This window comes from Methylomonas sp. MgM2 (assembly GCF_054172045.1).
Map to the genome: position 1 here is coordinate 1 of NZ_JBSYXO010000010.1, position 25,367 is coordinate 25,367.

24 protein-coding genes, 3 tRNA genes and 2 pseudogenes are annotated in these 25,367 nt (G+C 51.6%); 8 read left to right on the forward strand and 21 right to left on the reverse strand.

Annotated elements, in window-relative coordinates; translation table 11 throughout:
* The 3 genes from ACW73I_RS09485 to ACW73I_RS09495 all read left to right on the forward strand — a co-directional run.
* Positions 1-592, forward strand: a 592-nt coding sequence (locus ACW73I_RS09485; RefSeq protein WP_458029044.1) for a 3'-5' exonuclease, incomplete at its 5' end; no start/stop codon positions are given.
* Between the two features lie 36 nt (positions 593-628).
* Positions 629-1,372 carry an ATP-binding domain-containing protein gene (locus tag ACW73I_RS09490; RefSeq protein WP_458029045.1) on the forward strand — a complete coding sequence of 248 codons (744 nt, stop codon included), beginning with the start codon at positions 629-631 and terminating at the stop codon, positions 1,370-1,372.
* 115 nt (positions 1,373-1,487) lie between these two features.
* Entirely contained in the window at positions 1,488-2,195 is a 708-nt protein-coding gene (locus ACW73I_RS09495) for a M15 family metallopeptidase (RefSeq protein WP_458029046.1), read from the forward strand.
* Between the two features lie 301 nt (positions 2,196-2,496).
* On the opposite strand, the gene ACW73I_RS09500 is transcribed toward ACW73I_RS09495, so the two are convergent.
* The 9 genes from ACW73I_RS09500 to mmoX form a co-directional block, all read right to left on the reverse strand.
* Positions 2,497-4,269, reverse strand: coding sequence for a sigma-54-dependent Fis family transcriptional regulator (locus ACW73I_RS09500; RefSeq protein ID WP_458029047.1), 1,773 nt, complete (start codon positions 4,267-4,269; stop codon positions 2,497-2,499).
* 238 nt (positions 4,270-4,507) lie between these two features.
* On the reverse strand, positions 4,508-6,190 hold the full coding sequence (gene groEL / locus ACW73I_RS09505; RefSeq protein WP_458029048.1) for a chaperonin GroEL: 1,683 nt from the start codon (positions 6,188-6,190) through the stop codon (positions 4,508-4,510).
* A gap of 104 nt (positions 6,191-6,294) precedes the next feature.
* A complete protein-coding gene (locus ACW73I_RS09510) occupies positions 6,295-6,585 on the reverse strand; it encodes a hypothetical protein (RefSeq protein WP_458029049.1) in 291 nt (96 codons plus the stop codon).
* Positions 6,586-6,588: 3 nt separating this feature from the next.
* Positions 6,589-7,623 (reverse strand): aromatic/alkene monooxygenase hydroxylase FAD-binding subunit MmoC, encoded by a 1,035-nt coding sequence (mmoC, locus tag ACW73I_RS09515; protein WP_458029050.1) that lies wholly within the window; start codon positions 7,621-7,623, stop codon positions 6,589-6,591.
* A 2-nt stretch (positions 7,624-7,625) separates the two neighbouring features.
* Complete coding sequence (gene mmoD, locus ACW73I_RS09520; RefSeq protein ID WP_458029051.1) at positions 7,626-7,994, reverse strand: soluble methane monooxygenase-binding protein MmoD; 369 nt, start codon at positions 7,992-7,994, stop codon at positions 7,626-7,628.
* 82 nt (positions 7,995-8,076) lie between these two features.
* Positions 8,077-8,580 (reverse strand): aromatic/alkene monooxygenase hydroxylase subunit gamma, encoded by a 504-nt coding sequence (mmoZ, locus tag ACW73I_RS09525; RefSeq protein ID WP_458029053.1) that lies wholly within the window; start codon positions 8,578-8,580, stop codon positions 8,077-8,079.
* A gap of 9 nt (positions 8,581-8,589) precedes the next feature.
* Positions 8,590-9,012, reverse strand: coding sequence for a methane monooxygenase regulator MmoB (gene mmoB / locus ACW73I_RS09530; RefSeq protein WP_458029054.1), 423 nt, complete (start codon positions 9,010-9,012; stop codon positions 8,590-8,592).
* A gap of 10 nt (positions 9,013-9,022) precedes the next feature.
* Complete coding sequence (gene mmoY, locus ACW73I_RS09535) at positions 9,023-10,201, reverse strand: aromatic/alkene monooxygenase hydroxylase subunit beta (protein ID WP_458029055.1); 1,179 nt, start codon at positions 10,199-10,201, stop codon at positions 9,023-9,025.
* Positions 10,202-10,240: 39 nt separating this feature from the next.
* Positions 10,241-11,824: an aromatic/alkene monooxygenase hydroxylase subunit alpha gene (gene mmoX, locus ACW73I_RS09540; RefSeq protein WP_458029056.1), complete on the reverse strand. Its 1,584-nt coding sequence runs from the start codon at positions 11,822-11,824 to the stop codon at positions 10,241-10,243.
* Positions 11,825-12,288: 464 nt separating this feature from the next.
* Between mmoX and ACW73I_RS09545 the strand changes: the two genes are divergently transcribed.
* A complete protein-coding gene (locus tag ACW73I_RS09545; RefSeq protein ID WP_458029057.1) occupies positions 12,289-12,678 on the forward strand; it encodes a tyrosine-type recombinase/integrase in 390 nt (129 codons plus the stop codon).
* A 225-nt stretch (positions 12,679-12,903) separates the two neighbouring features.
* Here the strand turns inward: ACW73I_RS09545 and ACW73I_RS09550 are convergent, their stop codons facing one another.
* From ACW73I_RS09550 to ACW73I_RS09565, 4 genes are all read right to left on the reverse strand, one after another.
* Positions 12,904-13,140, reverse strand: coding sequence for a hypothetical protein (locus ACW73I_RS09550; RefSeq protein WP_458029058.1), 237 nt, complete (start codon positions 13,138-13,140; stop codon positions 12,904-12,906).
* A 36-nt stretch (positions 13,141-13,176) separates the two neighbouring features.
* Positions 13,177-13,252, reverse strand: a tRNA-His gene (locus ACW73I_RS09555).
* A gap of 20 nt (positions 13,253-13,272) precedes the next feature.
* Positions 13,273-13,349, reverse strand: a tRNA-Arg gene (locus ACW73I_RS09560).
* A 6-nt stretch (positions 13,350-13,355) separates the two neighbouring features.
* A tRNA-Pro gene (locus ACW73I_RS09565) sits at positions 13,356-13,432 on the reverse strand.
* 365 nt (positions 13,433-13,797) lie between these two features.
* On the opposite strand from ACW73I_RS09565, the gene ACW73I_RS09570 reads away from it, so the two are divergent.
* On the forward strand, positions 13,798-14,043 hold the full coding sequence (locus ACW73I_RS09570) for a type II toxin-antitoxin system CcdA family antitoxin (RefSeq protein WP_458029059.1): 246 nt from the start codon (positions 13,798-13,800) through the stop codon (positions 14,041-14,043).
* The gene (locus ACW73I_RS09575; protein ID WP_458029060.1) at positions 14,043-14,354 is read left to right on the forward strand and encodes a CcdB family protein; all 312 of its coding nucleotides are present in this window, start codon (positions 14,043-14,045) and stop codon (positions 14,352-14,354) included. The genes ACW73I_RS09570 and ACW73I_RS09575 overlap by 1 nt, the downstream gene beginning before the upstream one ends.
* A gap of 65 nt (positions 14,355-14,419) precedes the next feature.
* Here the strand turns inward: ACW73I_RS09575 and ACW73I_RS09580 are convergent.
* The 6 genes and pseudogenes from ACW73I_RS09580 to amoA all read right to left on the reverse strand — a co-directional run.
* Positions 14,420-14,593: pseudogene (locus ACW73I_RS09580) on the reverse strand (transposase domain-containing protein); the annotation flags it as partial.
* Positions 14,594-14,715: 122 nt separating this feature from the next.
* Positions 14,716-15,156: a hypothetical protein gene (locus tag ACW73I_RS09585; protein ID WP_458029061.1), complete on the reverse strand. Its 441-nt coding sequence runs from the start codon at positions 15,154-15,156 to the stop codon at positions 14,716-14,718.
* Between the two features lie 165 nt (positions 15,157-15,321).
* The gene (locus tag ACW73I_RS09590) at positions 15,322-16,569 is read right to left on the reverse strand and encodes an MFS transporter (RefSeq protein ID WP_458029062.1); all 1,248 of its coding nucleotides are present in this window, start codon (positions 16,567-16,569) and stop codon (positions 15,322-15,324) included.
* Between the two features lie 712 nt (positions 16,570-17,281).
* A complete protein-coding gene (amoC, locus tag ACW73I_RS09595) occupies positions 17,282-18,055 on the reverse strand; it encodes a bacterial ammonia monooxygenase, subunit AmoC (RefSeq protein WP_458029063.1) in 774 nt (257 codons plus the stop codon).
* Between the two features lie 16 nt (positions 18,056-18,071).
* Complete coding sequence (amoB, locus tag ACW73I_RS09600) at positions 18,072-19,310, reverse strand: bacterial ammonia monooxygenase, subunit AmoB (protein WP_458029064.1); 1,239 nt, start codon at positions 19,308-19,310, stop codon at positions 18,072-18,074.
* Positions 19,311-19,321: 11 nt separating this feature from the next.
* Positions 19,322-20,074: a bacterial ammonia monooxygenase, subunit AmoA gene (amoA, locus tag ACW73I_RS09605; protein ID WP_458029065.1), complete on the reverse strand. Its 753-nt coding sequence runs from the start codon at positions 20,072-20,074 to the stop codon at positions 19,322-19,324.
* A gap of 246 nt (positions 20,075-20,320) precedes the next feature.
* On the opposite strand from amoA, the gene ACW73I_RS09610 reads away from it, so the two are divergent.
* Positions 20,321-21,256: a LysR family transcriptional regulator gene (locus ACW73I_RS09610; protein ID WP_458029066.1), complete on the forward strand. Its 936-nt coding sequence runs from the start codon at positions 20,321-20,323 to the stop codon at positions 21,254-21,256.
* On the opposite strand, the gene ACW73I_RS09615 is transcribed toward ACW73I_RS09610, so the two are convergent.
* Entirely contained in the window at positions 21,253-22,347 is a 1,095-nt protein-coding gene (locus ACW73I_RS09615) for an L-dopachrome tautomerase-related protein (protein ID WP_458029067.1), read from the reverse strand. The two genes, ACW73I_RS09610 and ACW73I_RS09615, sit on opposite strands and share 4 nt — an antisense overlap.
* A gap of 219 nt (positions 22,348-22,566) precedes the next feature.
* Between ACW73I_RS09615 and ACW73I_RS09620 the strand changes: the two are divergent.
* Positions 22,567-22,920 (forward strand): annotated as a pseudogene (locus tag ACW73I_RS09620) (IS66 family transposase); the annotation flags it as partial.
* Between the two features lie 134 nt (positions 22,921-23,054).
* Here ACW73I_RS09620 and ACW73I_RS09625 read toward each other — a convergent pair.
* Positions 23,055-25,250, reverse strand: a complete 2,196-nt coding sequence (locus ACW73I_RS09625; protein WP_458029068.1) for a TonB-dependent receptor — start codon at positions 25,248-25,250, stop codon at positions 23,055-23,057.
* Between the last annotated feature and the right edge of the window lie 117 nt (positions 25,251-25,367).

Below are 25,367 nucleotides of genomic sequence, written 5' to 3' on the forward strand. Positions count from 1 at the left end.
AACCGCCCGGCGCTACGGCTTCCAGGGACTACTCAACCTTCACTCGCTGGCGCTTCGTTTCCAAGGTTTCGCAGCGATCGAAAACTACCGTTCCAGCGCGCACATCGTTCATTGCGCCAACCGGGTAATTGCAGCCGCGCGCGACAGGATGAAGGCGAAACAAGCCATCCGAGTCAATCATGCCCGCAAGGACCAGCCGGACGGCGGCGAATGGGCCGCGGTGGACAGCCTGACTCAAGGCCGCGTGCACATATTGGAAACGCCGGGCCAGGTCGATGCCGAAGCCGGCGCCGTCTGTGCCGAATTGATGCGTTTGAACCGATTGGCCGCGGCGAATCAAACCGGCTATTGGGGGCGTTTTGCGGTCATCGCCAGGCATTGGGATGCATTGGAACCCTTGGCGGCGCTGTGCCGGCAGTCCGGCATACCGGTCCGCTTGATGCGAGACCAGCAATTGCCTTCTCTCCATAGCACGCGCGAGGGTTACGCCTTGATCTCGCTGTTGAGCAACCGGCGCCGCAAAGCGCCAAAGCCGCGCGTCGTGTTGCGCTGGGGCGCGCTGCCGCGTTGGTTTCGGCGACGTTACCGGTAGGCGGTTACCGAATCCATCGAATATCCCCATCGGGCGATGCTGGCCCAATTCATATCGGAAGCCGAATCGCTTGCGCCGGGCCGTCCGCACGTGGCCGGCAATCTGTTGGAAGCCTTGTACGAATTCGGCTCCGGCAGCCAATCCGCCAGTCCGGACAATATACATTCCCCCTTGTTACTGCTCAGCGCGCACCGCGCCAAAGGTTTGGAATTCGACCACGTGCTGGTAATGGACGTCGGCGGCTGGCACAGCGCAAAGGACGACGAGCGACGCTTGTTTTACGTGGCGATGACCCGCGCCCGAAAATCCTTGACCCTATGCGCCCGCCGGGTTAGACAGCATCCCTTCGTGCGCGATTGCGAAGCTTTGTGTCTAACGTCCCGGCCTGAGCCGGAGCGGGAAATACCGCCATTGACGGAACGCGGCTGGCTCGCCAACCCCAGTCATATTGTTCTGTCCTGGCCTGGCTATTTTGCCGCCGACAATCCCATTCATCAGGCTATCGCCGAATTGGATTACGGCTGTGAACTGATTTTACGCCGTCGAAACGATGGTAAACCAGGGTGGGAATTGGCCGACAAGAACGGCACCGTTGTCGGCCGAATGGCACAGGCCTTCCGACCTCCCGAAGGGAAAATTCTCTCGGTTAGGGTTGCGGTCATTCTGACGCGATTTATGAAACCGGAAGAACAAGGTACGCTAAAAGTTGAAGCCTGGGAGCTTGTCATTCCCGAAATACGTTATGAAGAAATAAAGACTCAAACCAAGAGGAGCCAATGATCATTCAGAAGAATTTCAAGCCTGATCCGGCAAGTGAGTGGAAAGCCGCGCACTTTTTTCCAGCATCGTCATGGATAGCCTCGCGCAATTATTTAACGCATTTGGTTCGAACACAATGAAGGCCGACAATAAGTACAGTTCGGTTTTGATATTGCTGGCCACGGCTATTCTGATAAACGCTTGCGCCGAACACAAGCAAATGGCTCGGGCTGTCGATAGCGATGAATTTGTGAACTTAAAGCAAATGATTCCGTCGGTACGCTTGGATATGCGCTATTACTCGAATCACAATTTTGTCGGATCGCGAATTGACGGCTACGATGCGCCTAAATGCTTGCTGACGCAAGAAGCCGCGCTTGCCTTAGGTAAAGTACAAACGGAACTGGCGTCCAACCGGCAGTCGCTGAAGATATTCGATTGTTATCGTCCCCGGCGGGCGGTCGATCATTTCGTCCGTTGGGCGAAAGATTTGAATGACCAAAAAATGAAATCGGAATATTACCCTTTCGTTGACAAGAAGGCGCTATTTAGCCGTGGTTACATCGCCGAAAAATCGGGGCATAGTCGAGGCAGTACGGTCGATTTGACCATTATCGACTTGAATACCGGGCAGGAATTGGACATGGGAACGCAGTTTGATTTTTTCGACCCGCGCTCTCATACCGCAGACAGCAATATCGGCAAGAAACAGCGCGAAAACAGAGCGCTGCTGAAATCCGTGATGGAGCGAAACGGTTTCAAGAATCTCGCAGAAGAATGGTGGCATTTTACCCTTAAGAATGAGCCGTTTCCGAACCGCTATTTCGATTTCGCAATCGAGTAGGCGCCTGCCCGTCCCGGTATCGGCCCGAGGCGCAACGCCCGTTCGGCCGGGCCGGGATCAATTGCGACGGCTTTGATGCCGTCTGCGTCGGCCGCGCTCGTTAGCAGCCGATACGGCGGCTACGAAGGCCGCATCGATAAGGGCAACAAGCCTCCGCACTTTCCGTGTTTATTCTGGCAGCCGTTCTGACAGGCGCGTTAGCCGCCTATCGCCAACATTATGCGCTCGGCATCGCCGGGTTGCCGTTGATTCGGTCGTAGCCGAGTAAAGGCAACCGGCGGGCACGCCATCGCGGCCGATATCAGCCGGCCGAGGAATTTTCCCGCCAGTCGCTTTTGTCCAGCCCAAAGCGATCCATTTTTTTATATAAGGTAGTGCGAGTAATGCCTAAGTGCCTGGCCGCTAGCGATATATTGCCGGCGCAAGCCTGTAAGGCGGTCTGAATACCGTGCTTTTCCCAGTCCTCCAGCGTCATGTTTCTAGGCGAGCCTGCTAGCTGTGGCGGCTTGGTTTGCTCAGCGTCACCCGGCTGGGTGTATTTATTCAATTCCTCGACAAAATCCAGCGGCAAATCCTGTTGCGTGATCAGATCATCGCCGGCCGTGTAAAGCGTGGCCCGTATCACATTGATCAATTGGCGGATATTGCCTGGCCACGGATGCCGCTCGATCAGGTTGATCACGTTGGGGCAAATCCTTACCTGTTGCGCCTCCGGCAAATTAGCCAACTCCCGTTGCAGTATGTGGTGAATGATCGCCAACTTGTTCTCACGCTCGCGCAAGGGCGGCAGATGTATCTGGGCGCCATTAAGCCGATAATACAAATCGCGGCGAAAACGCCCCGTTTCCACGGCTTCCAGCAAAGGCACATTGGTCGCTGCGACGATTTGCACATCGACCCGTATCGGCTTACTACCGCCAACCGGTGTGAATTCCGAGGTTTCCAACACCCGCAACAAAGCCGATTGCAGATCCAAACTCATATCGCCGATTTCGTCCAGAAACAGGATGCCTTTGTCGGCCAGGAGGAACTTGCCCGGCTTACCGGCACTGCGTGCGCCGGTAAAACTGCCGGCTTCGTAACCGAATAATTCGCTTTCGATCAAATCATGCGGGATAGACGCACAGTTGATTGCAATCAGTGGCTGATGTTGGCGCGGCCCGCTATTTTTCAACAGGTTCACAAAATGGTCTTTGCCGACGCCGGATTCGCCTGTAATCAAAATCGGCACTTTATAGTGCTGCAGCTTATTGGCTTTTTTTACTAAATCCAGTAAGTGTCCGGAAAGGGCCGATTCGTCCTGCTGCGGAGGCTTTTTGGCGAGTTTGAACGGAATTTTTTGCAGGACACGTACTTGCGCCTGCGGGCTTCGCGTCAATGGCAGATTGGAATTGAGCAACACACAAATCAAATGCAGAAAGGCGAATAATGAATTCATACTTTCCTGTCTATCGCTGATCAAGCCTATCACCGCGAATACCTCCCCATTTTCGTCCAATAAGGGATAACCCAGCGTGGTAAATGGGTGTAACAGACTCAAAAAATGCTCCATGCCTTGAAATGCAACCGGTTTTTTCAACAATGCCGCGGTGCCTATGCCGTTATTACCCAATACTTTTTCATTCCAGAGGCTATTTTTCTCATATAGCTTGGCCATAAAGGGGTTCCGGAAAGGATCTTCCCCCAAAACTTGCGCTAACCTGCCATCCGCCGAGGTCAGAATCAGCATGACGCCGGCTTCTTTTAGGAACACATGAAACTGATGGCTCAAGTGAGCCAGCAATGTGCCGGTTTCCCCGGTTTTAGGATCGGTCGCCAAAGAGCTGTCTTTAAGTAACAAATGATCCCATCGGGCGAAATTGCCCAGCGGCAACTGATGATCCTCCAAACAACGGCGCCAAGACTCCGATACTTCGGGCCGTACCCAATCCGCTTGATCCGGCACGCAACGGGTTTGTGTCATCCAATGCCAAGCTTGAACAGGCCGGTCAACTTCAAATTCCAATGTGCTTCTTAACGCGAAGGCTTCCTGAATGATTTTTACTTTGTGGGGCAGCTGCAATGCAATATCCATTTTTTCTCTTGATTTTGGCTGACCAAATTAGTTTTGGCTCAAAACAAAAATATAAAAAACAGCGACTTATCCGTTTTTTATGTCCGTTTTAGACTGGGTCGTCCAAAATAACAAAATGAAAAAAAGAGGCAATGCGACATAACGTCACATTGCCTTTGCTCCAGGATGGGAAGAGCGGGAAACTCCTAGAAATCGGGAGTTTTCTAGAGAGGAGCCAAGCGGAGGTTACAGCAAGAAACTAAACACGGGGATCTTCCCGGGTGGCGGCAGCCCATTCGGGTGAATAGCCGGCCATGACCGAAGTATCCGGCACATCCATGATTACCGATTCGGTGGACATCAGCGTAGTCATTACACTAACGGCATTACGCAAGGCCAATCGCACGACTTTAACCGGATCCATGACGCCAATCTCAAGAAAATGACCGAAGCGGCCATCGCGGGTATCGAATGCTAATTGGCGGTCATCGTGGCAGTCGATACGGGCGATGATTTCCTCGCGACTTAGGCCCGCGTTGTTCAACAATTTTTGTAAGGGTGCGGCCAATGCCAGATGCAGGATGGCAATGCCCTGTTGTTGTTCTGCATTTTCGGCGATGACTTGACCGATAGACTGCCTGGCGCGATACAGCCCAATACCGCCACCCGGCAATACGCCTTCTTCCAGCGCAGCTTTGGCGGAACGATAGGCATTTTCGATTCGTACCAGGCGTTCTTTGATCTCGATATCGGTAACACCGCCCACGCCAAAGCGACCGATTCTGCCAGACAACATCGCAAAACGTTCCTCCAACTCCTCGGCCTCGTGCTGATTGCCCGTCGGCGAACCGTCACCGGGTTTTCTGGCGCGTACCGCAGCAGCCTGTTGTTTAAGTCGTTCGGCGAGTTGCTTCACTACCTGCGTATTACCGGCTGCACCGATAATGCTGGTTTTTTCGGCGGTGATCACTGCGCGCTTAGCCTGCCCTAATTGGGCCAAGGTAACTTGATCCAGTCTTCCCGCCTTACCTTCCAATAGGGCCCGGCCACCCGTCATTAAGGCTAAGTCGTTTAATCGGTCTATGCGCTTGTCGCCGAATCCGGGCGGTTTGACGGCTGCGACTTTAAACACGCCCCTCACATGATTCAATAACAATGGGGCCAGCGCATGTTCTTGTATGTTTTCCGCAATGATAAGCAGAGATCTATTCTGATCGGCAACTTGTTCCAATATTGGCACTAAATCAATCAAGTCGGTGATTTCCCTGTCATATAACAAGACATATGGCTGGTCCAATACTGCCGCATTACGATTTTTGTCGGTGACGAAATAGGGAGACAAATAACCTTGTTCGTAATGGATACCCTCGACGATATCCAACTCATCCCGACGGCCATTACCCAACTCGAAAGTCAGCACACCATCGGTTCCTAGTTCATCGAAAGCGCGTGCCAACAGCGCGCCGGCATCCGGCTCGTCCTTGGTAGCGATGCTGGCAATTTTTTCCACCCAACCGTCGGACATTTCGGTTATCGACTGCTGGGCCAAATCCTGCTCGACCAACATCAGAGCGAGTTCCAAGCCCTTTTTTAGTTGCAACGGATGAAAACCGGCTTCAACACTTTTCATGCATTCGACGGCAATTTTTTGCGCCAATACGATCGCCGTGGTAGTGCCGTCGCCAACCTGACGCGACATGGTTCCGGCCACATCCCGAAGCATGCGGGCACCGAGATCGGCGATGCGGTCTTCGAATACGATAGCATTGGCTACCGTGGCGCCGTCACGGGTGTAAACCGGGACGATACCGTCGGTACGATGCTGTATCATCACGGCCGGACCGTGACTGCCCAGCGTAACGCCGGCGGCTCGGGCTAAGGTCTCCATGCCTTGCAACATGCGCAAGCGGGCTTCCGGGTTATAAACAATCTGTTTAGCCATGGTTCTCCCTATGTAAATTAATCCTGAGATGTCTCTTGCGATTCATCGCGGAACGATGAAACCGGACAGTCGGTCGAGCGTTGAAACAACCGGCAGGACCGGTTTCAGTGCATGTGATTTTTCATCAGCGCTTGTCCGGCTCTTGTTCTTGCTTTATGCGCTCGCTTCAGCCTGAACCAAATCCAGGTCAGTTTCTTATCGTTATGGTCAAGCCCCAACTTGAACGCCTCCTCTTCTTCGGCTGGTAATTGCTTCAGCCAATATTCCCTGAGTTCCGCCACCCGTTCCTCGCCGAGTTTGTCTTTCAGTCTTTGCTCTTCCTCGACTAAATTGCGGATGCTGTCTTCTAACTCTTTGACCATTTCGTTAATAAACACCTGATCTTCTTGTCTCATGTTTCAGGCAGCACTCGGTAAAAATTTTTCCAAATAAATCTTTTCTTGCGGAATCCCGACTTCGGCGCAGACTGAATAAGTCGCGTCAACCATGCCCGGCGGTCCGCACAAATACAGATCCGGCTTAACCCCGGTGCCTTGCAGATCTCGGCGCAGAATATCCACCACACTGCCTTTTTCGCCATCCCAGCTGTCCGTGGCCTTCCAAACACAAATGTGAACGGATAACGTCGGCATAAGCTGTTCCAATGCCTTGAGCTGCTCTGCGTAAAACACTTCTTGCTCTGTGTTTACCCCGAAATACACCACGCAAGCTTGCGGCTCTTCCCATTCATACATACGCCTGACCATGGACAGAATCGGCGCCAGACCGGTGCCGCCAGCCACGAAATAACGCGGCGTAAAACCGTTTTCCTTTAAGCCGAACATGCCTTGCGGGCCCTTGACGTTGAGCTTCTGGCCAACATAAGCATCGTTTTTCAGATAATTGGAAAAGCGGCCGTTGTCGACGAGTCGAATCAGAAATTCTAATTCACCGTTGTTGTTCGCGGTATTGGCCGGCGAATAGGAACGGGTAGTCGCGGTTCCGGGTATTTCCAAATCATAAAACTGACCGGAATCCAGACGGACGTTCTGATCGTCGCCAAGGCGTTTCAGACACAGTTTGACGACATTGGACGATACTTGACTGAGTTCGGTAATTTCCGTTTCAAAGCACAAATCGTCCGCCGAAAAGGAAATTCTGTCATAGGTATAAGGCACCTCGATTTCGACATCGCTGGTCGGATAGCAACGGCATAGTAGCACCAAGCCTTCCTCCTCCTCTTCGGGAGGCAAAGCCTGTACGCTGATCTTACCGAGTTCGTAATCGCCTTCCGCACAAAATCCCTTACAGGTTGCGCAACCGCCTTCGCGGCAGGATGACATCAGGTAAATGTCCTGACGCAGGCCGGCGCTGATGACATCCTCATTCTGACGGCAATCAAAACAGACCGACTCGCCATCCTCCGTAATGATTTTAACTTGATGCGTATTCACCGTTACTCTCCTTGCGGTTGTTTTCCGTTGGCAACGTTGAAGAATGCCATCACATGTTCAACGGCTCGGCGCGAAGCGTCTTCGGTTAGAGAACAGCCTTCTTGAACCAGTTTTTTGTCCCGGTAAATAGTCCAGCGCCACATGAACTCCAGATCCTCGCAAAATGCGGTATAGGGTTCGCCATCGTATAGCTTGGTCAATCCGTCGTTGTCTTCGGGAAAGACTGGTGGATTGGATGATTTGAAGTTAGAGAAAAAATCCATCATGTTGAATAATTCGGTTTGATGATTGAGGAATCGATTTAGCCCATCGCCGGAGCATTCCGGCATGTAGCCCACAATCGCTACTACAATGAAGCGGACGCCATGCATCCGGCATGGCGCTCTAACATACCCAATCCGGCTCTCCCGCCTACATTAGAAGAACCGGCATCGCGGCAATTTCTTCACATCCTTATTGCAAGGTGATGGTCTTGACCCCACGCACTTTGCGCAACGCTTCCAACGGCAGGTCGTAATAGCCGATGTTTCTGAGCTCCATCAACTTGGTGCCGAGGATACGGTCGGTGTCCATGAATATATTGACCGGCATCATCGGCGGCTTGAACCGCTGACGGAAGCCGATGTGGATTCTTTCGGCTTCGTATTTGTCTTCGCAAGCCGCCATTTTAGCCAGCACGGCATTGGCTTCCTGCTGGGCATTCGTACCGTTTGCACAGTTGTTCAAGATTTGTGAGTCGTTGAATTCCTTGTGTTTCAACAGCGCTACCTTTTCTTCCAGTTTGCATTCGATCCAGCCCCAATCGAGTTCAAGATCATAGCTTTCACGAAGCGGTGTGGTGTATTGGCGGCGAAACGCATCCAACATTTCCACACCTTTAGCCAAGGTATTGAGCGAGCCGATTTTTTTGATCCATTCATCGCGTAACGGATTGTCATGTACTTTGTAATTTGCCACGTCGGCCTCCTATGCTTTCAGGTCTTCCAATTGACGATCCAGACCCATCAATTCCGAAGTAATGGTGAATTTTTCGCCCAGAGTAAAGGCGCGGCCGATGGTGGACGAGACGTCCACCAGAAAGTCGTAGACGCTGAAATGGCGACCCAGGATTTCCGAGGCTTCTTCGCAATCGACTTCGATTTTGCCGGTGGCTTTCAGCCACCAATAGCCGGCTCGGTCTTCCACCACCAAGGTCGGATTGTCGTCCTTGCGGTCGCCCAGCAGGATTTCGTCAACGATGATATTGATTTCGTCGGATTTTTTCAGCACCAGTACCACTTCGTTGCTTTCATGCACGACTTGGTTTTCCTCGGCAAAATATTCGTCCGCGAATTCCTTGCCTTTTTTGGCCATGATACCCGCGCCGTACGCGTTTGAACTGACTGACATAATGTTCTCCTTATTTCATGCCTTGCATGACGGTTTTGATAATCGCTGCCTTGTCCAGTTTGTAACTGACTTGATCGGCAAATTCGGTTTTCCAGTCGTCCAGTACCCGTTCCAGTGCCGCTTCCACCGCTTCCTTGCAGGTCACGCCGGGAATTTCCTGAATCTTGTCGAAGATGCCCATGAAATCCCGTAACGCTTGTACGGTGCGCGGCAACCATTTGTCGGTCCAGGTCCGCATCATGCGCCGATTGTAGTCGCCGAACTCGGCATCGTCGCCCAAGCATTCGAAGAACATGTCGGCAGTGATGCCCTTGGTTTGGGAGAAATACAACTGCATCTGATTGATGAAAAACGGCGTCAGCGTGTCACCGTAATAAGACGACAGGCGTTGGAAGAACTCGCGGCGCACGAACTGGCCGAACAGCGGATCGTAAACCATGTGACAGGCCCACAGGATTTCGTTCCAGTCGTAAGTGGCTTGCCAGATGTCTTGCACGGTTTCGCGAGCACCTTTGTAAATACTGCCTTGGGTCCATTCTTTTTTCGGCTCATCGGTGGATTCGGGAAAGCCCGGCACCAGCTTGGCCAAGAAGGTGCGTTCCAATTGGATCATTTGGGCGTTATCGACTTTATCGAAGCCGATCATGGCGATACTCATGCGCAGGGTATCGCCCAGACAGTCGCGTGACGCCGACGAATGAGCGTTGAACAGACCGTATTCGTTGAAGCAGAAGGCCCCCAGATAATCGTTCAGCACTTCGTCGCGCCAAACAGGGTCGATGGAGCGTACTTGGCCTTCGGCGGAATAGGCCATCAAAAAACGCTCGGTATAGCGCCATTCCTCCGCTTTGTCCTTCACATAGGGCGCATGCCAGCGTTTGGCCGGATCGCGGTGTTTGTGCCAATCGGTGGAATGCAGTTCGGTGGTTTCGTTGCCCCAGGATGGGCGGCCACCATGGAATTTCTGAGTCCAATCGCCCCAGTCCAAGCCGCCGGGAATCCAGTCCGGAGTCGGTTGGGCGTAGCAGCTCAACACTTCGTATTCGGACAGCCTACGGCCGCGCGGTTTGACGAAATAATTCATCTTGCGCTGGGTATCCAGCGGCTGGTCGGGAATCGCCTCGAGGATGACTTTTGCCATTTCCGGATCGGTCAGGCCACGTTTTCCTTGTTGTACTTGTACGGACATTACATGTCTCCTTGAATCTAAGAATGAGAAGGACGGCAATTACAGGGCTTTCAGCGGATCCTGGAATACGCAGTTCAGCTTTTTAATGTCGTCCAACGTCCACAGCTTGCCGTTCTTGGCGGTGTGCGGTTGGGCGATCAGGGTTTTGCCGTCGCTGCGCACGCCGTGCAATTCGGCGATCACTTCCGACAATTCACGGCCTTCGTATTGTTCGAACATGTTTTGGCATTCATAACGTTCCGGCTCGGTCAGCCACATACGTTCGCCCCAGTCGTCGCTGAAGGAATGTTTTTTGCCGTTCCATTCGTGTACGCGCAGGGTGCTGGCGCCTTTGCACAAGGATGGGCAAAATGGCACTTGCGACACGCGGTCGATATAGATCGGATGGTTGTTTTCGATAAACCACATCAACGGAATGAAACCGCTGTCCGGATCTTCGCAGCCGCGGGCGCGCCATTCGTCGTAGATCTTGCCGTAATGGTCGTACCAACCGGGGTAGTTTTCCTCGAACCAGTCCATTTCTTCCTGGCTAGGCAGAGTCAGGCGGAAGAAGCCGGTCGGCCACAAGGCGTAAGCCAACAGGAACAGGTCGTGGTGAGCCCAGTAGGCGTCTTTCTTGGCGTCGCGCAAGCTGCGTGGCGATTCCACGCCGTATTTGCCCAAACGGCCGATCCAAATACCGCCCCAATCTTCGTAGACCCAACGGTTCCAGGTCTTGACCCAAGGCTCGACTTTGAACTTGGAACCGTATTCGAACAGCATGCCCAGTACCGGCGTAAAGTATTTTTGCTGGGTCCAGAAGGCGTTGTTCAGGTCGGTATTCAAATATTTTGAAGCCGCTTCGTCGTTGGCGATGGACACCACGGTTTGATAACCGTTGGCCATGTGGCGCAATTCGTCGGTTTCGATGGACAGGAACACGGTCGGCGTGATTTCGTCGCCGTTAGCCGCCGCCCATTCGGTGATCGCGACGATCAATGGGTTGGTGAAGCAAGCCTCGCCGACCAGTTGCAGATTGATCGAGCATTCCACCGCATCACCGGAAATGAAACCATCGGAAAACACGCGCTTCATGCCTTTCCATAAAGGACCGATGGCACGGGTACGGCGGGCGTCGTTATGGCCGGCAGGATCGTGGTAATGCTTGCTGTAGTAATAGTTCACGTAACCGCATTGGTTGGTATGGCGGATTTCGTCCAACACCTGGGCCAGGTAGCCGTTTTTCTGTTCCGGTGCGGAAGCCGAATCCCACAGCATGCCGGTCGCGGCAATCGCGTTGTATTCACCCACTTCCAAAAAGTTGGAAGCCACTTTCATCGTTTCGCCCCATTTCGGATGGACGCGGTTACCGGCATCCAGACGGGTCAAGACGTCTTGCAAACTGCCGAACTGGCGCTCGTCCTTGACCGACTCCATCCGAGCATATTCCTTGGCGATCAGCTTGAATTGCTCCTTGGTCTCGTTGGCCATTTTGTATTTGGTAGGATATTTGGTGCGGTTTTTTTCAAAATCCCATGTAAAACTTTGTAACCAGCGGTGTACTTCCTGAGCATTGACGCTGGTTGGCGCGCGATTGACGGCCAACGCATCGGTTGCGGCTTTGGTAGCTGCACTTATAGCCATGATGTCTCCTCGTTGTACTGTTGTAAAGATGGATGGGGGCGACGTCCCTTCAGTCGTGGCGATTTCCCGTCGTCTTGAATGGCTTTCATTGTCTGGAACGACGCCGACCCCGATCGCTTACTGCAACTGGAGTGCCAATTTTGCACCATCGGATAAACCACCTTTTGCGACAAAGACTTATGCGCAACAGGGTTCGTTTCGGCCTTTCTTGCTCCCTTAGTTAGGCGTCTAGAAACTAGACACTGTTCATAATGAAAACGTTTATTTCTTACCTACCGTCTTGAATATCGGTCGGCCTCCCGACCGCGCCCTAAGAAACATGCATAAAATAAATGCAACTGCGTCTTCCCTTGCAGGCGCGAAGGTTGATGAGTCGCTTAGCGACGATTTGCGGCTTGTAGTGTCGGTTTTGCCTAGCCACTGGTGCGCGTTGGTCTGAGGCGGTCGGTTTGAAGCTTTAAAACGTGCGTAACGGCTTGGTTTACTTTGCAGGCACCAAGAGCGGCAAGAATCGAGCTGTTCCGATCCCGGAGGCTTTAGAACGGGATCTCGTTAAGCAATTGGGAAGGAATGGCGCTTTTTCGGATCCGATCAAGGCTTTTGGGAATGCGATCGAGCGCGCTAAGGTAACGTTACCACGTAGTCAGTCTTCACATATTTTACGGCAAACGTTCGCCAGTCATTTTATGATGAATGGATGTAACATTTTGACTTTGCAGAAGATTTTAGGCCGTCACAGTTTGAATATGACTATCAGATATACTCATTTAGCACCGGAACACTTGGAGGAGGCCAAATTATTTAGCCCTTTTTCCAAGGATATCGTCCAAAATAACTTCCCGATATGGCAATAGTCACTGGGGACGTACCGAGTGAGGATGCTGCCGTCAAGCCCCCATGGAAGGGTTCACGGCGTTCCTCATTCGGTATGCCTCAGGGTTCGCACCGGCAACAATCTCTTTCGCAAAATCCCGCTCCCTCACTCTTGCTCAAGGCCCCCATGGTTTCGACCGGGAAGCCTCTCGCCGTTCGTGCGGTCGATTCTCGGCAGGTTTCCACGCCAGGGCGTGAACCGCGGATCAATCTCCGGTTCGCTTCTCCGGGAAATTTGCATCAAGAACACGCTTAAGCAATTCAGACGCGAACGCATAACCGGACATGCCACGCCTAGCGGCTTCTACCTCTAACCTGGCGTAATACTCGTAAGGTAAGGCAGTTCGAAATTGACGAAGCTTGACTTTTGCCGACGTTGATAATGCCGGGAATGGGCCAACGTCGAAATTTTGTTGACTATTGGTTGACAGTTTATCCGACATGACAACCCCCTATTGCAGGTAAGTTGCTGATTTTATTGGGGTGAACGATGGGGCTCGAACCCACGACAACCGGAATCACAATCCGGGGCTCTACCAACTGAGCTACGCTCACCATAATGAAATTTTATAAGATGGCACGCTTGGCAGGACTCGAACCTGCGACCCTCGGCTTAGAAGGCCGATGCTCTATCCAGCTGAGCTACAAGCGCAAATCTTGGTCGGGGTAGAGAGATTCGAACTCCCGACATTCTGCTCCCAAAGCAGACGCGCTACCAGACTGCGCTATACCCCGAATTTGACCTTCTATTTTGAAGCAGCGATGCCGCCTCGCGGTGAAGAGACTATAATATCGATATGATTTAACAGTGTCAAACTATTTTTAATTTTTGTAGAACTATATTGGTACATACTCTGTCCGGACAGACCAAACAATTTTATCTTTCATAGGGATTTGTGGACTCACCATTGTAAGCAATGACCTTGATGATGACTTTAGAGACGGCTCGGTAAATTTTGACGGAACCTGACTGAGAATTCATTTATAGCGTCTATAAGATTGGATATTGCGAATTTCCGGAACACTGTCTCGGAATTTGAATAGCCAAGGACATTCTTTGCGCATATACTGTGCGCATAAAAAATGCGCGAGGAATTGCCATGCAAACCGCCGTTAACCCGACTGCCCCCAAAAAATCCGCCAATCTCAGTATCAACAGCGAGTTGTTGAACCAAGCCAAGGCCTTGCATATCAACTTATCCGCCACGCTGGAGCGCGCCTTGGCCGAAGCCATACGTGACAAGCTGCGTCAACAATGGCTACAGGAAAATCGGCAATCTATCGAAGACTATAACCAGCGCATCGAAGCCGAAGGCTGTTTCAGTGACAGCTTGCGGAGTTTTTAATGGCGCAATTTACTCTTTACCGCAATGCTAACCGACAAACCCAAGGTCGTTACCCGTTTCTGCTCGACATTCAGAGTGATTTTCTAAACGAGCTGAAAACCCGGTTAGTGGTTCCCGTGATCAAGTTGGCTGAGAAAAAACCCATTACCCGCTTGAATCCAATTCTTCAATGGGAACAACAGCAATATTTGCTGGTTGTGCAAGAGATGGCTGCCATTCCGGCGAATAATCTCGGTGTCAAGGTGACAGGGTTGGAAATGCTTCGTGGCGAGATTTTAGCGGCGGTCGATTTGCTGATTACCGGGATTTGATGGCGCACAAAGAGCTACGTCGTAAGCGCTCAATGACGTACTTTAAGCTGTAGTCGTTTAGGTGGTCAAGAGGCTGATTCGACGAGGCGCCAAGCCAGCAATGATTCGAAGTCTTCGACGGTTTTTGCCAGGTGCAACTGACGGAACAATGCCACCAGACAGGTATAGGATTCGATGCTGTTGGCTTTGCAGGTTTCGATGGGCGAATAGAGATTAGCGCCGGCCACCGTGTCGCAGAGTCGAGTCAACCAAGGAGAGTTTCACCCCTTAGTTGCTCACAGAACCGTACGTGACAGTCCCCTGTCATACGGCTCTTGATCACACATTCGCTGCACGTAGTAGATACCAGCGGGCAAAGAGATCAGGCTTTTCCTTTCTCAGCTTGGCAAGTCTTTACTCGGCTTTCCTCACCGAACATCGATGCCTGCCCCGCACCCTCTTCAAGAGTCTGGATTGAAAGACTCGCCACAAGTGATAGCTGAAGTTTCGATACCAGAATTTGCCGTAGCAGTTGATCCAGCCTCGTAGAACCGCGTTGTAACGCCTCGCCAGTTCTTCGGCACAGTCCGTCGTCGAGCGATGAATTTTCCAGCTCTTGACGGTTTGCTGCTTCGGTGGGCAAGCCGTTGAGGATAATGCGTAGCGGCGTTGGCCTGGGTGGTGGCCACCAAATACCAGGATAGCCTGCCTCTGTATCGGCAAGCCGCACTTTTAACAGGTTGTTGAAATTTGCCGATATACCTCCGGTTTCGACGCCCTTTTTCGAGGCTTTAGTGGCGCTGGAAGCCTGATTAGCTCTCAAAAACCGGTTTTAGCCTGTTGCAGTTTCTTCAAGCACGATAACCATATAAAACACGCTGGCAGCGCGCGGGTTGTCAGTCGAAATAGATCACTTCTATACATAGTTGGATACTATACATAGCGACCCGTCACTTTATTTGAGCCAATGTCTGCAATATTTTCCCTTTCAGACACCGGGTTCGCGGATAAAACAAACGATACCGGTTGCGACAAATGCGAACAGGCCGGACGCAACAAAAGCCAAGTTGTAGTCGCCCATCAGACTATGGACGTAACCGGCACTGTAGGCGGCGATGGCCGCTCCGATTTGATGCGCAAAGCATATCCAGCCGAACACCACGCCAACGTTTTGTTTCCCGAACAAGTCTGCGGTTAATGCCGAGGTCGCCGGAATGGTCGACAACCAATTCATGCCGTAGATAATCGAGAACATCATTAATTGCCCGGTGGTAGCTATGCTGGGCAGTACTATCAGCGTTGCACCTCTGACGACGTAATATAACGCCAGCGGCCAGCGCTTGCCGTAGCGGTCGCACAACCAGCCGGATAAAATGGTGCCAAACACATCGGCCGCGCCCATTAGCCCCAAGGACATGGCCATGGTCATTTCGCTGAAGCCGTGTTCGATGCCGTGCGGAATCAAATGAGTCTGAAATAATCCGGAGGTGGTTAAACCGCAAATCCCAAAGCTTAAAGCCAATAGCCAGAATTGCGGGCTGCTCATGGCTGATCGCATGGGATTTTGATCGGGCTTAATGACTGCTCCATGAACGCCATAGTCACCATAGGGCAACAGGCCTTTGGATTCGGGATCGTCTCTTAAAAATTTCAGCACCAAAGGCAAAGCCACCAAACCTAACGCGACGGCGATCAACAGCGTCGCCGCGCGCCAGCCTTCGTGAACATTGATATGCATTAGAACAGGGGTGAACACTAACTGGCCGGAGGAGAAGGCGGCCCCCAATATGCCTAATGCTAGTCCCCGGTGTTTATGAAACCAGCGATTGATCAACGCCGATCCCATAATCATTGATGTGCCGCCCGAACCTGCTCCAATCAGCAATCCCCAAAACAAATACATTTGCCAGGATTCCTGCATAAAAACGCTACCGGCAGCCCCCAATACCGCTAGTATCAGAGTGATGACACTTACTTTTTTTGCGCCGTATAAATCCATCAATCGGCCTAAAAATGGCCCGGCTAGGCCGAATAACAGCAGGTTGAGCGAAATCGCCCCGCTAATGGTTTCTCTGTTCCAAGCAAACTCCTGTTCCAGGGACAGCATGATGATCCCCGGAACAGCGCGCAGTGCCGATGTAATAAACAAGCATAGAAACGTGACCGCAAGTACTACCCAGGCATAGTGAACTGAATCAGTGTGACTCTTCGGCATTGCGATTAAGGACTTAAACATTTTCTTGAGGGTTTATTAGTAAGGGATGCTGCATTTATCGTTATGCAGCTGTCTCGAAAGCTGAATGTAGGTTGGGCTGAGCAAAACTAAGCAAACAAAATCAAAATTTTGGGCTTCATTGCATTCGGTTGCAATTCAAACTGATGTGTCCAAAATATGGAAACGCTTCGCGAGACTACTTTAAAAGTCGGGTCTCGGCCCGACAGCCGAGTTTCTTTCTTTTGCTCGGCCAAAAAAAAGAAACCAAAGAAAAGGCCGCCCCGCATACCGCCTTAATCCTGCGCTTTTACGAAAACCTTCTCTGGTTTTCGCCCTTTGGGCCAGCCTATCGGCTGTTCAAATTTGCGCCAGGTAAATTTGTCGCTTTTGGCGAGGGTTTTCGGAAGGGCTACCCTTAGCCCTCCGAAAACGAGCGGCATCCATGCCTCGCCCCTGCCCCCCCCCCTGCGGGCTACTCACTCAGTACATCCCTGTACATCGCCCTTCGGGTGCTGCGCATGCAAATCGGTAATCCTGCCGATTTGTCTCGTCAAAGCCTGCGATGCTCGGGGCGGTATGAGGGGATTAAAACCAGCCTTCGGCTTTTTTCGCTTCGCGTTTTTTTGATTTTCCACATCAGTTTGAACCGCACCCATTGCATTCAGCCCAACCTACCTTTTACGGCAACCTTGTTAGGATGGGCTTTTCATGCCAACTGCATCCCAAAGCAGACTTATTCGGCGTCTTCGATTTTATCCAGCAATTCGATCAATCGGGTGACGCCTTGTAACAAAATGCCACCGACGCCCAAGGCGAACCACACCCCAATCACAAAGCCCCAATGAATCGGGGCGGCGAAGAATTCCTCTCTAAACCAGAAGGTATGCCCCCATTCGTTGAAACCGACGCTGACCAGGATCATGAACGGCCCGAACACCGCCAAGGTCAACGGCAAGGAAATGCCTTTGGCATACAGCGGCAAGCGGGTTCTGGCGTACAGCCAGGCACAGCCTCCCAGAATCACATACAGCGGGAAATTGAAGTAAAACTCGATGATATGGTTGGCGGTAAACGGCGTATCGCGGATTGCCACCTGATGCCAGGAATTGTCCTGTTCGGCAAAATAACTGCCCGCCCAATACACGGCAAAGGTATAAATGCTGATCCACATCGTCAAGGTGAAATAGCGGCGTATCTCTTCCTTGAGTGCCAGTTGCTCCAGATTCCGGTCGCGCGTGGTCCATAAGTAACCCCAAAAGCCGCCGGCGACGGCCGCGATAATCGCCAGTTCGATATAAAACAGCCGCATCCAGTACTGTTCGAACGCCGGTTCCGTGGAATCCAGACCGTGTTCTATGGCAAAAGCGCCCTGATACAGCCGTAAACTGACGTAGATAACGGTCAATATGCCAAAGCCCTTTAAATACTTGGGCAAGTCGATCAAATACCAAGGCAATGATTTGGGATTTTCGCTGTTTAAGCTAACGTGTTCTGTCGTGGTAGCCATGATGTGTGCTCCTGAATTAATTGAATTTGGGAATGACGGCGGCGGAAATGCTGGAGATATAGCGTTTTCCCATCACGTCGTCGTAAAGAAAAAGTAAACCGCCGACACGGCTATCCGCATCTTTGATCAGCCCGTCCAGCTTTTCCGATTCCCAGGCCGCATCGCGCACTTCAATCGTGATGGTACGTTGTTCGCCGGGTTCGATAGGCGCATTGTTATCCAGGCTCAGGCCGTTATTACTGACATCATCCTTGCCGGGAATGTTGCCCACATTGGCTAAGTCGGCGTTCATGAAATGCACGTTGGAGCTGGAAAACTCGCCGATTCGCACCGCCCCTTGGCTTTGATTGTCGACGTTGACCTGCAACAGCATGGCGCGTTGAGCCACGTTGTATTCCGCTTTTATGGCGTCCACATTGACCGTTCCGGCATTGACTTGAGCCGGTAAAGGCAAAATCCGATCCAGTCCCGCTTGTAACGGGATGGCGTCCGGGTAACGGTTGGCGGTGACGGCATTCAGCACCAGTACCAATACCGGCACGCCGACTAACACAGCCTTGGCGATGAGTTTGTCCTGACCGGTGATCAACTCCTGTTCCAAACCGGCATCCAGCATGCGGTAACGGCTGATGAACAAGGGGCGGCGCACCCACCACAACAACCAAGCCGCAGCCAACACGCCCCAGAACACGTGCCAGAACACGCCGTTGGCAAAGCCGAAGCTCTCCATGTCGATCACTTCGCCGTTAATGGTTTTAATGGTATTGCTGAAGTCGTCGGGATCGCCGCCGATTTCCAGCCACACCCCTGGACCCATCACCTGACCCGCGTCTTTTAAATTAAAAAACGGGTGAATGTGGTAACGCCCCGGCAAACGGCCTTTCAAGACGACCTTGAACTCGTAGTCGCCACCCGGCTCCAGCGCCACCGAGTTGGTCCACGGCTTACCGTTCAGGTAACGCTCGATACGGATCAGCACCGGTCCCGGCGTGGAGATATTCAAGAAGCTGGCTTCCGGTTTCGGCACGCTGATCGGCCAGTCTTCGGCGACATGAAACTTGCCGCTGACGCTGACTTCATCGTTGACGTTGAATTTTTGCGTGGACCACTGCACGTCGTACCACTGTATGGTGCGCATGCGAATGAACGGCTCCAGGGCTTTTTCGCCATGCGCCTGAGCGGTGGGTACTGACAACACCGACAATACATTGATACACAGCAGCGCCAACAGCCAAGGTTTAAAAAGTACTTTCATGGCTGGTCTCCTTAAATGCTTTTTAGATAACGGGTATCGGCGAACCATTTGCCGATGTACCACCAGAGCGGATACATCAACGAACATAACAGCGCCGAACAAAAGGCCGCCAACGGTGTGGCGTACTGGCCATAGGTGCGCAAGGTGCCGCGCTCGATGATGCGCAAGTATTCCGGCATGCCTGTACGGATATATTGGAAACCGTACAAATCGGCTACCGTAAGCTGACTGTTGTGGTATTCGACCGCTTGGTGGAACATGCCGAAGATCGGCCAATTGGTGGGATAGAACAACAATGCAAACGCAGCACCGCCAAAGATTGAGGTGATGGTCAAACTATTGGTAAGCATCAATAAGGTATCCAATACCAGTGCGCCCGGCACCATGGTTGCCGGTAACACCATGTTGATGGGAAAGAAATTCCAATAGTGATAGGCAAATACGCGGGTGACCCAGGTGCCCAGCAATAGGGCGGCGACGCACAGCGTGGCACCCAACGGCAGTCGGAATTTATCCCACAACACCGCCTGTACGGCGGCTGGAAAGGTAATGCCGATCAGCGGCGTCACCAACGGCCACCATTGCCGATCTTTCCAATCGACCCAGAAATCCCAGTCGCCGACGGTCAGGGCAAAATGGAGATGAAACGAACCGATGAATAAAAACAAGGCCAGAACCAGGATCAGATAATCGTAAGCTCTGGCCAACCGGGCTTTCTCGCCCCGATAAGGTTTTAGTGTTGATATAGGAATTTGTGCAGACATAGTAAGAATCCCCCGAGTGTGTTTTAGTGAACGGCAGTCGCCATTGTGTGTTTGGGCGCACCGCCAACCGAAAGCCACCCTTGGGGGAGTTAAACCCTATAGGCTGGACGACGCGCTCGCGGTATAAGGTAGGGAGAAACGGCTTGGCTGTGAAATGGTGAAATTTCATCCGCTATCATCAAGACTGTTCATACCGGCAGGCAGCGATTTTGTTTAGTATGCAGCCGAATTTTTAGGAATATCCACATGGCCAATCTACGCACTTTCGACTTAAATCTGTTACTGGCTTTCGATATATTGATGCGGGAGCGCAATGTCACCCGCGCGGCAGAATGCATGTTCGTCACCCAGTCGGCGATGAGCCATACCTTGCATCGCTTGCGCCAGCAACTGAACGACCCGGTCCTGGTTAAATCGCCATCGGGCATGCAGCCGACGGCGTTGGCGCTGGCATTGGTGGAGCCGGTACGCAGTCTTTTACAGGAGATGGAGCGCTTGCTCGAGGCGCCGCAAGCCTTCGATCCGGCATCCAGTCAGCGCCGATTCACCATCGCCGCGACCGATTACATGGAGTTCTTAATCTTGCCGGAGTTGTCGAAATTGGTTGAGCAGTCGGCGCCGGGCGTGGATATTCATGTCAAACGGACGGAATCGGCTTTTCCCTTGGCGCAACTGGAAAACGGCAGTCTGGATGTGGTGTTGGGCTTTGCCTCGGTACTGAATCCGCCCGCGCATTTGCACTGCGCACATTTATTCATCGATCGCATGGCTTGCGTGGTCAGGCAGGATCACCCGAGCATAAAGGCAGCGCCGGCGCTGGAAGCGTATTTGGCGGCACCCCACATGCTGATCTCCAGAACCGGCGATAAATTGGGGGTGATAGACGAGAAATTGACCGAGTTGGGCCTGGAGCGGCATATTAATTTCATCGTGCCGCATTTTTTGTCGGCACCTTTGATCGTGGCCCAGTCCAATATGATTTTGTCCTTACCCTACCGCCTGGCCATCGCGTTTCAGAAACTGGTACCACTGCAAGTATTGCCCGTGCCGGTTAGTTTGCCGGACTACGATTTGGCGATGATTTGGCATCCCTTATGGGAGAAAGACCCGGCCCACGGCTGGTTGCGTGAACAAATCAACATCATAGGCCGGAAAATTAACGCGAGTGAAATACGGCTTTAACGTCCCGGCAGGCCAGCGGCCAAGGGCTTGACCTTTAACAGGAAGTAAGGCGGTTTGGATTGATCATCGCCGCCGTTCAGTGTAGCCGAGCGATGCAAGCGATTAACCACGGCATAGAGTTGTCCGTTAGCGCCGAAACTGAAGGAATCGACCCATGAAAGCCGCTGGTCTTGCGCCAATTGCCGGTATTGTCGGTTAGGCGCTATCACGCCAATGACATTATTGGCTAAATCCCCCAGATAGATATTGTTGTTTTCATCGATGCTGATACCGTCCGAGATCGGTTTGTCGCTGTAGCGTTCAACCTGCCGGGCAAGTTCTTGAGGCGTTAACGACTCGTTGATCAAATCCGCCGCTTTAATCCGGTAAAGGCTGAGGCCGTGCATCGGCCCGAAATATACCCATTCGTTGGCCAAATCCTCGGTAATGGGATTAACGCCAATATGCGGTTTCACCAATTCGCCCGACGGGGTTTTCACCTGAATCGGCACATTGTCGATGACCAAATCGACGTTTTCCGGCACCACACAGCGATGTCCTTCCAGCACCCGCCGCGCCGCGCCGGTCGACAAGTTGACCACGATCAAGGCGGCATTCGCCCCGCCTGCCGGGTCACTGATAAACGCATGATTGTGGTTGGCGTCCAAAGCAAAGTCATTGACGAACGCATCTTTCGGCGCTATGGGGGCCGGCAGGTAAATCAAACGCTGGAGTTTATTGGTTTTGGTATTCCAGCCGACCAGTTTTGGCGTAACGCCGCTACGCATGCCGTTGTCCAGCATCCAGACAATACCGTTACTATCGGAGCGGATACCCAAGACCGAGTCGAGCTTGATCTGTGCGGTCGAATCGGCCGCAGACAGCTCCTTATTCGGAAAAGGCAGCAAGGTTTGATCCTTGTATTCAACCACGGTGTATTGCGGTTGATAAAATTGATGTTGGCTCATGATGATACGGCCGTTGGCGGTTGCCGCGACATTGCCCGGCCCGGTATTCAGCTTGGCGAACACCTCGAAATTTGAGTTGCCGTCAGCTAGGGCTGCAAACGTAGAAAATAATAGGGCTGCACAAGATCGGGTCACACGGTTCATTGTCATCTCCATTATGTTGTTGGTTTAGGCAGCAACATAACGGATCGTTAAACCGGTGTTAAATGACATTATTTCATCACGGACCATTCAATACATTGATGATGCTTTGAGTATTCAATCTTGCCAATACCGCGCTTTCGGTGGATCGATTCGGGATCAAAATTCGCTCAGGTTTGTTCCAACGTACTGGTTAACCTGTCCGCTTCCCAATCTCTGCGGGATGCGGCTGAAATCGAGTGTCCACCGCCCGACCCAACCCAAACACCCGGCCAACGGGGCTGCGTCAAGCGCAGCAAATCGCGGAATTGATTAGAGCGGTTACGCAAATACGAAACCGAAACCTTACGCTTTCTCGCTAATCCGGATGTGCCTTTTACCAATAATCAGGGTGAGAACGACATTCGCATGACCAAACCACACCAGAAAACTGCCGCCTGCCTCCGCTCGCAAGCAGGCGCTGATATCTTTTGCCGTGTTTGCAGTTATCTATCGACCTGCCGCAAGAACAACATTTCGGCCACCCTGACCTTGTCACTGCTTTTTGATGACAAATTACCTAATTTTATTTTGTAACATCGTGACCTTGGCTTTTACAGGTTTGATACGCTGAATAGTTACATATCGGAGTAGATAATCAGCCGATTAGATTTCGGCTCGAAAGAAGGAGGCATGACCGCGCGTCGGCCATCATGCCTATTAGTAAAAATTTAAAAATTAATGGTAATCGTACCTCTCACCATCCGTGGCTCTACGGGATGCTTCAAGATACCGTAAACAGTGCTAGTGCCGTTTGGATACGCTGAGTCATAAGCATAGGCGATGTCGCTAGCGTCCGAGCCAAACAAATTAAAGACATCGACTTCCACTCTGTATTGCTTTTGTTTAATACCGGCGCCCAGATTTACGATGCTGGTTTCCCCCATCCAAAAGGTCCCGGATTCGTCTAATGGCACATGCCCAAAATTACGCAATCGTAAAGTACCGAATAGACCCGTAGTACGAGTCGGATCTTCAACCAGAATACCCGCGCTGATAACTTGTCCCACCGAATTGGGTACATAGTTATTTGTCTCGCCCGGATTCGTCTGCGCAAAGCGTGCCGAAGTGAGCGCATAGTCGAAATCCAGAGTCACCCAATCGATTGGCTTATAGTAATTAGTCCATTCAATGCCATAACGATTGGATCCATTATTAACCTCCGTCGTACCGGCATCGCCAACAAACACTAGCTCCTCGCTTGAATATAGATACCACGCCGCAAACGTTGTGGTTAATCCGGGGATATAGTTACTACGAAAACCGGCTTCGCCACCGCGCGTCCAGGCAGCCGGATCTATTCTGGCTGCATTAGGACCGAGCAAATCGCCGTTAGTCGGATCACGAGTTATTGTGGTGCCACGCGCGTCATTGGAATGATAACCATAACCGCCGTTGATAAAAAACTCGGTGTCATACCAGGGACCGAAAATCATACTCAGTTTGGGACTGAGCATGACTTTGGCACGATTGCCCGAATTAGCGGCATTAACCGCGGCACTGTTCTCGGTATTGCTGAGCTCAGTTACGTTATTGTGAATGAAATCAGCGCGGAAGCCGGCAATCGTTCTGAACTTCTCATGCCAATGGGTATGGTTTTTTAAATAGGTGCCAATCTTAGTCACGCCTACATCATAGGTAGCAACATCGGCGAGAATTTCCCGCTGGTCGGTATGAAAAAGGCCCAGATCCATAATCTGATCGTTGCGGAATTGAATACCAACGCTATTATCCATTTCAAACCCCAGCACCTTGTTGTAACGCGTGTGCTCGAAGTTACCTCCGACCTGCACCCGACGCTCTCTCTGCAGAATCTGGTCAGACGAATACGTTTGATCGACGGGATCGTAATCCGGACATCCGCCAGTGTTACACGGATTATCAGGACTCAATGTGTATCCGCTAAAATTCGAATATAAATTCAAGTCGGTATAAAGCGCATAAAGATTAGCGTCATTTTTCCAATTGTCGCCAAATTGCCAAAAATTGCCGGACAGGCTGTAGCGGTTGGACGTACCGCCATCAGACGGATCCATCGACCCATATAAACCGAGTGTACCGTTGTCGATGGCATAATCCGGTATCTGATTGGTCGCCGTCCAACTATTTGTATAAGCCTTACCGTTAATAGACAATCCCCAATCATGCCGATCGAGCGTGTACTTAAGCATTCCATTGAACTTCTTGCTATCCTCGGGTACTACCCAAGGCCCGTTGTAGAGTAGAAATTCCCCTGCGTACAACAAATCGCCGTCTCCAACCTGATTGGAATTGGCAACCAAACCGCGATAATAATCGAATTGACCGGGAGTAAATTTGGCGATCCCTTGAGACAATCTATTCATCGTCGTCATTTTGCTGTAACCAGCCGACGAAAAGTCGCCAATTTCGGCATAATACGGTCCTTTTCCGTATTCGATCTTGTTAACCAACTCCGGAATAATACTATTGAGATCCATGTACCCTTGCCCATGCGCATGCGTAGTCATGTTCATCGGGATACCGTCAACGTAGGTTAAAAAATCCGTACCATGGTCAAGGTTGAACCCACGCAAAAAATACTGATTCGCCTTACCGGAGCCGCTATGCTGCGTCGCAATTGCGCCGGGCACCACTTCAATCAGCTCGCCGTTTCGCGATAGCGGACGATTTTCGAACTGCTTCTGGCTAATTTCACCTTGTGAAGCCGACTCCGCTATCCCAATCAAATCCTTTCCTCGCCCTTCCTCTACCTCAATAGTTTCCAACTCCTCGACTTTACCTTCGCTCACAGTATGGGCCTGACCTACTCCTCCGCCCATAGCCAAAGTAAAACCGATAGCGATGGATAAAGCGTTCTTCTTAAATATTATTTTTCTTGATTCCATGATCTTTTCCACCTGAACAACAAACGATCAGACATTAACCTTACTAGCCATGTCATTTTGTATGAAAAGTACAAAAAGTATCATATAATCAGTAAGACTATTAAATAATATTTCATA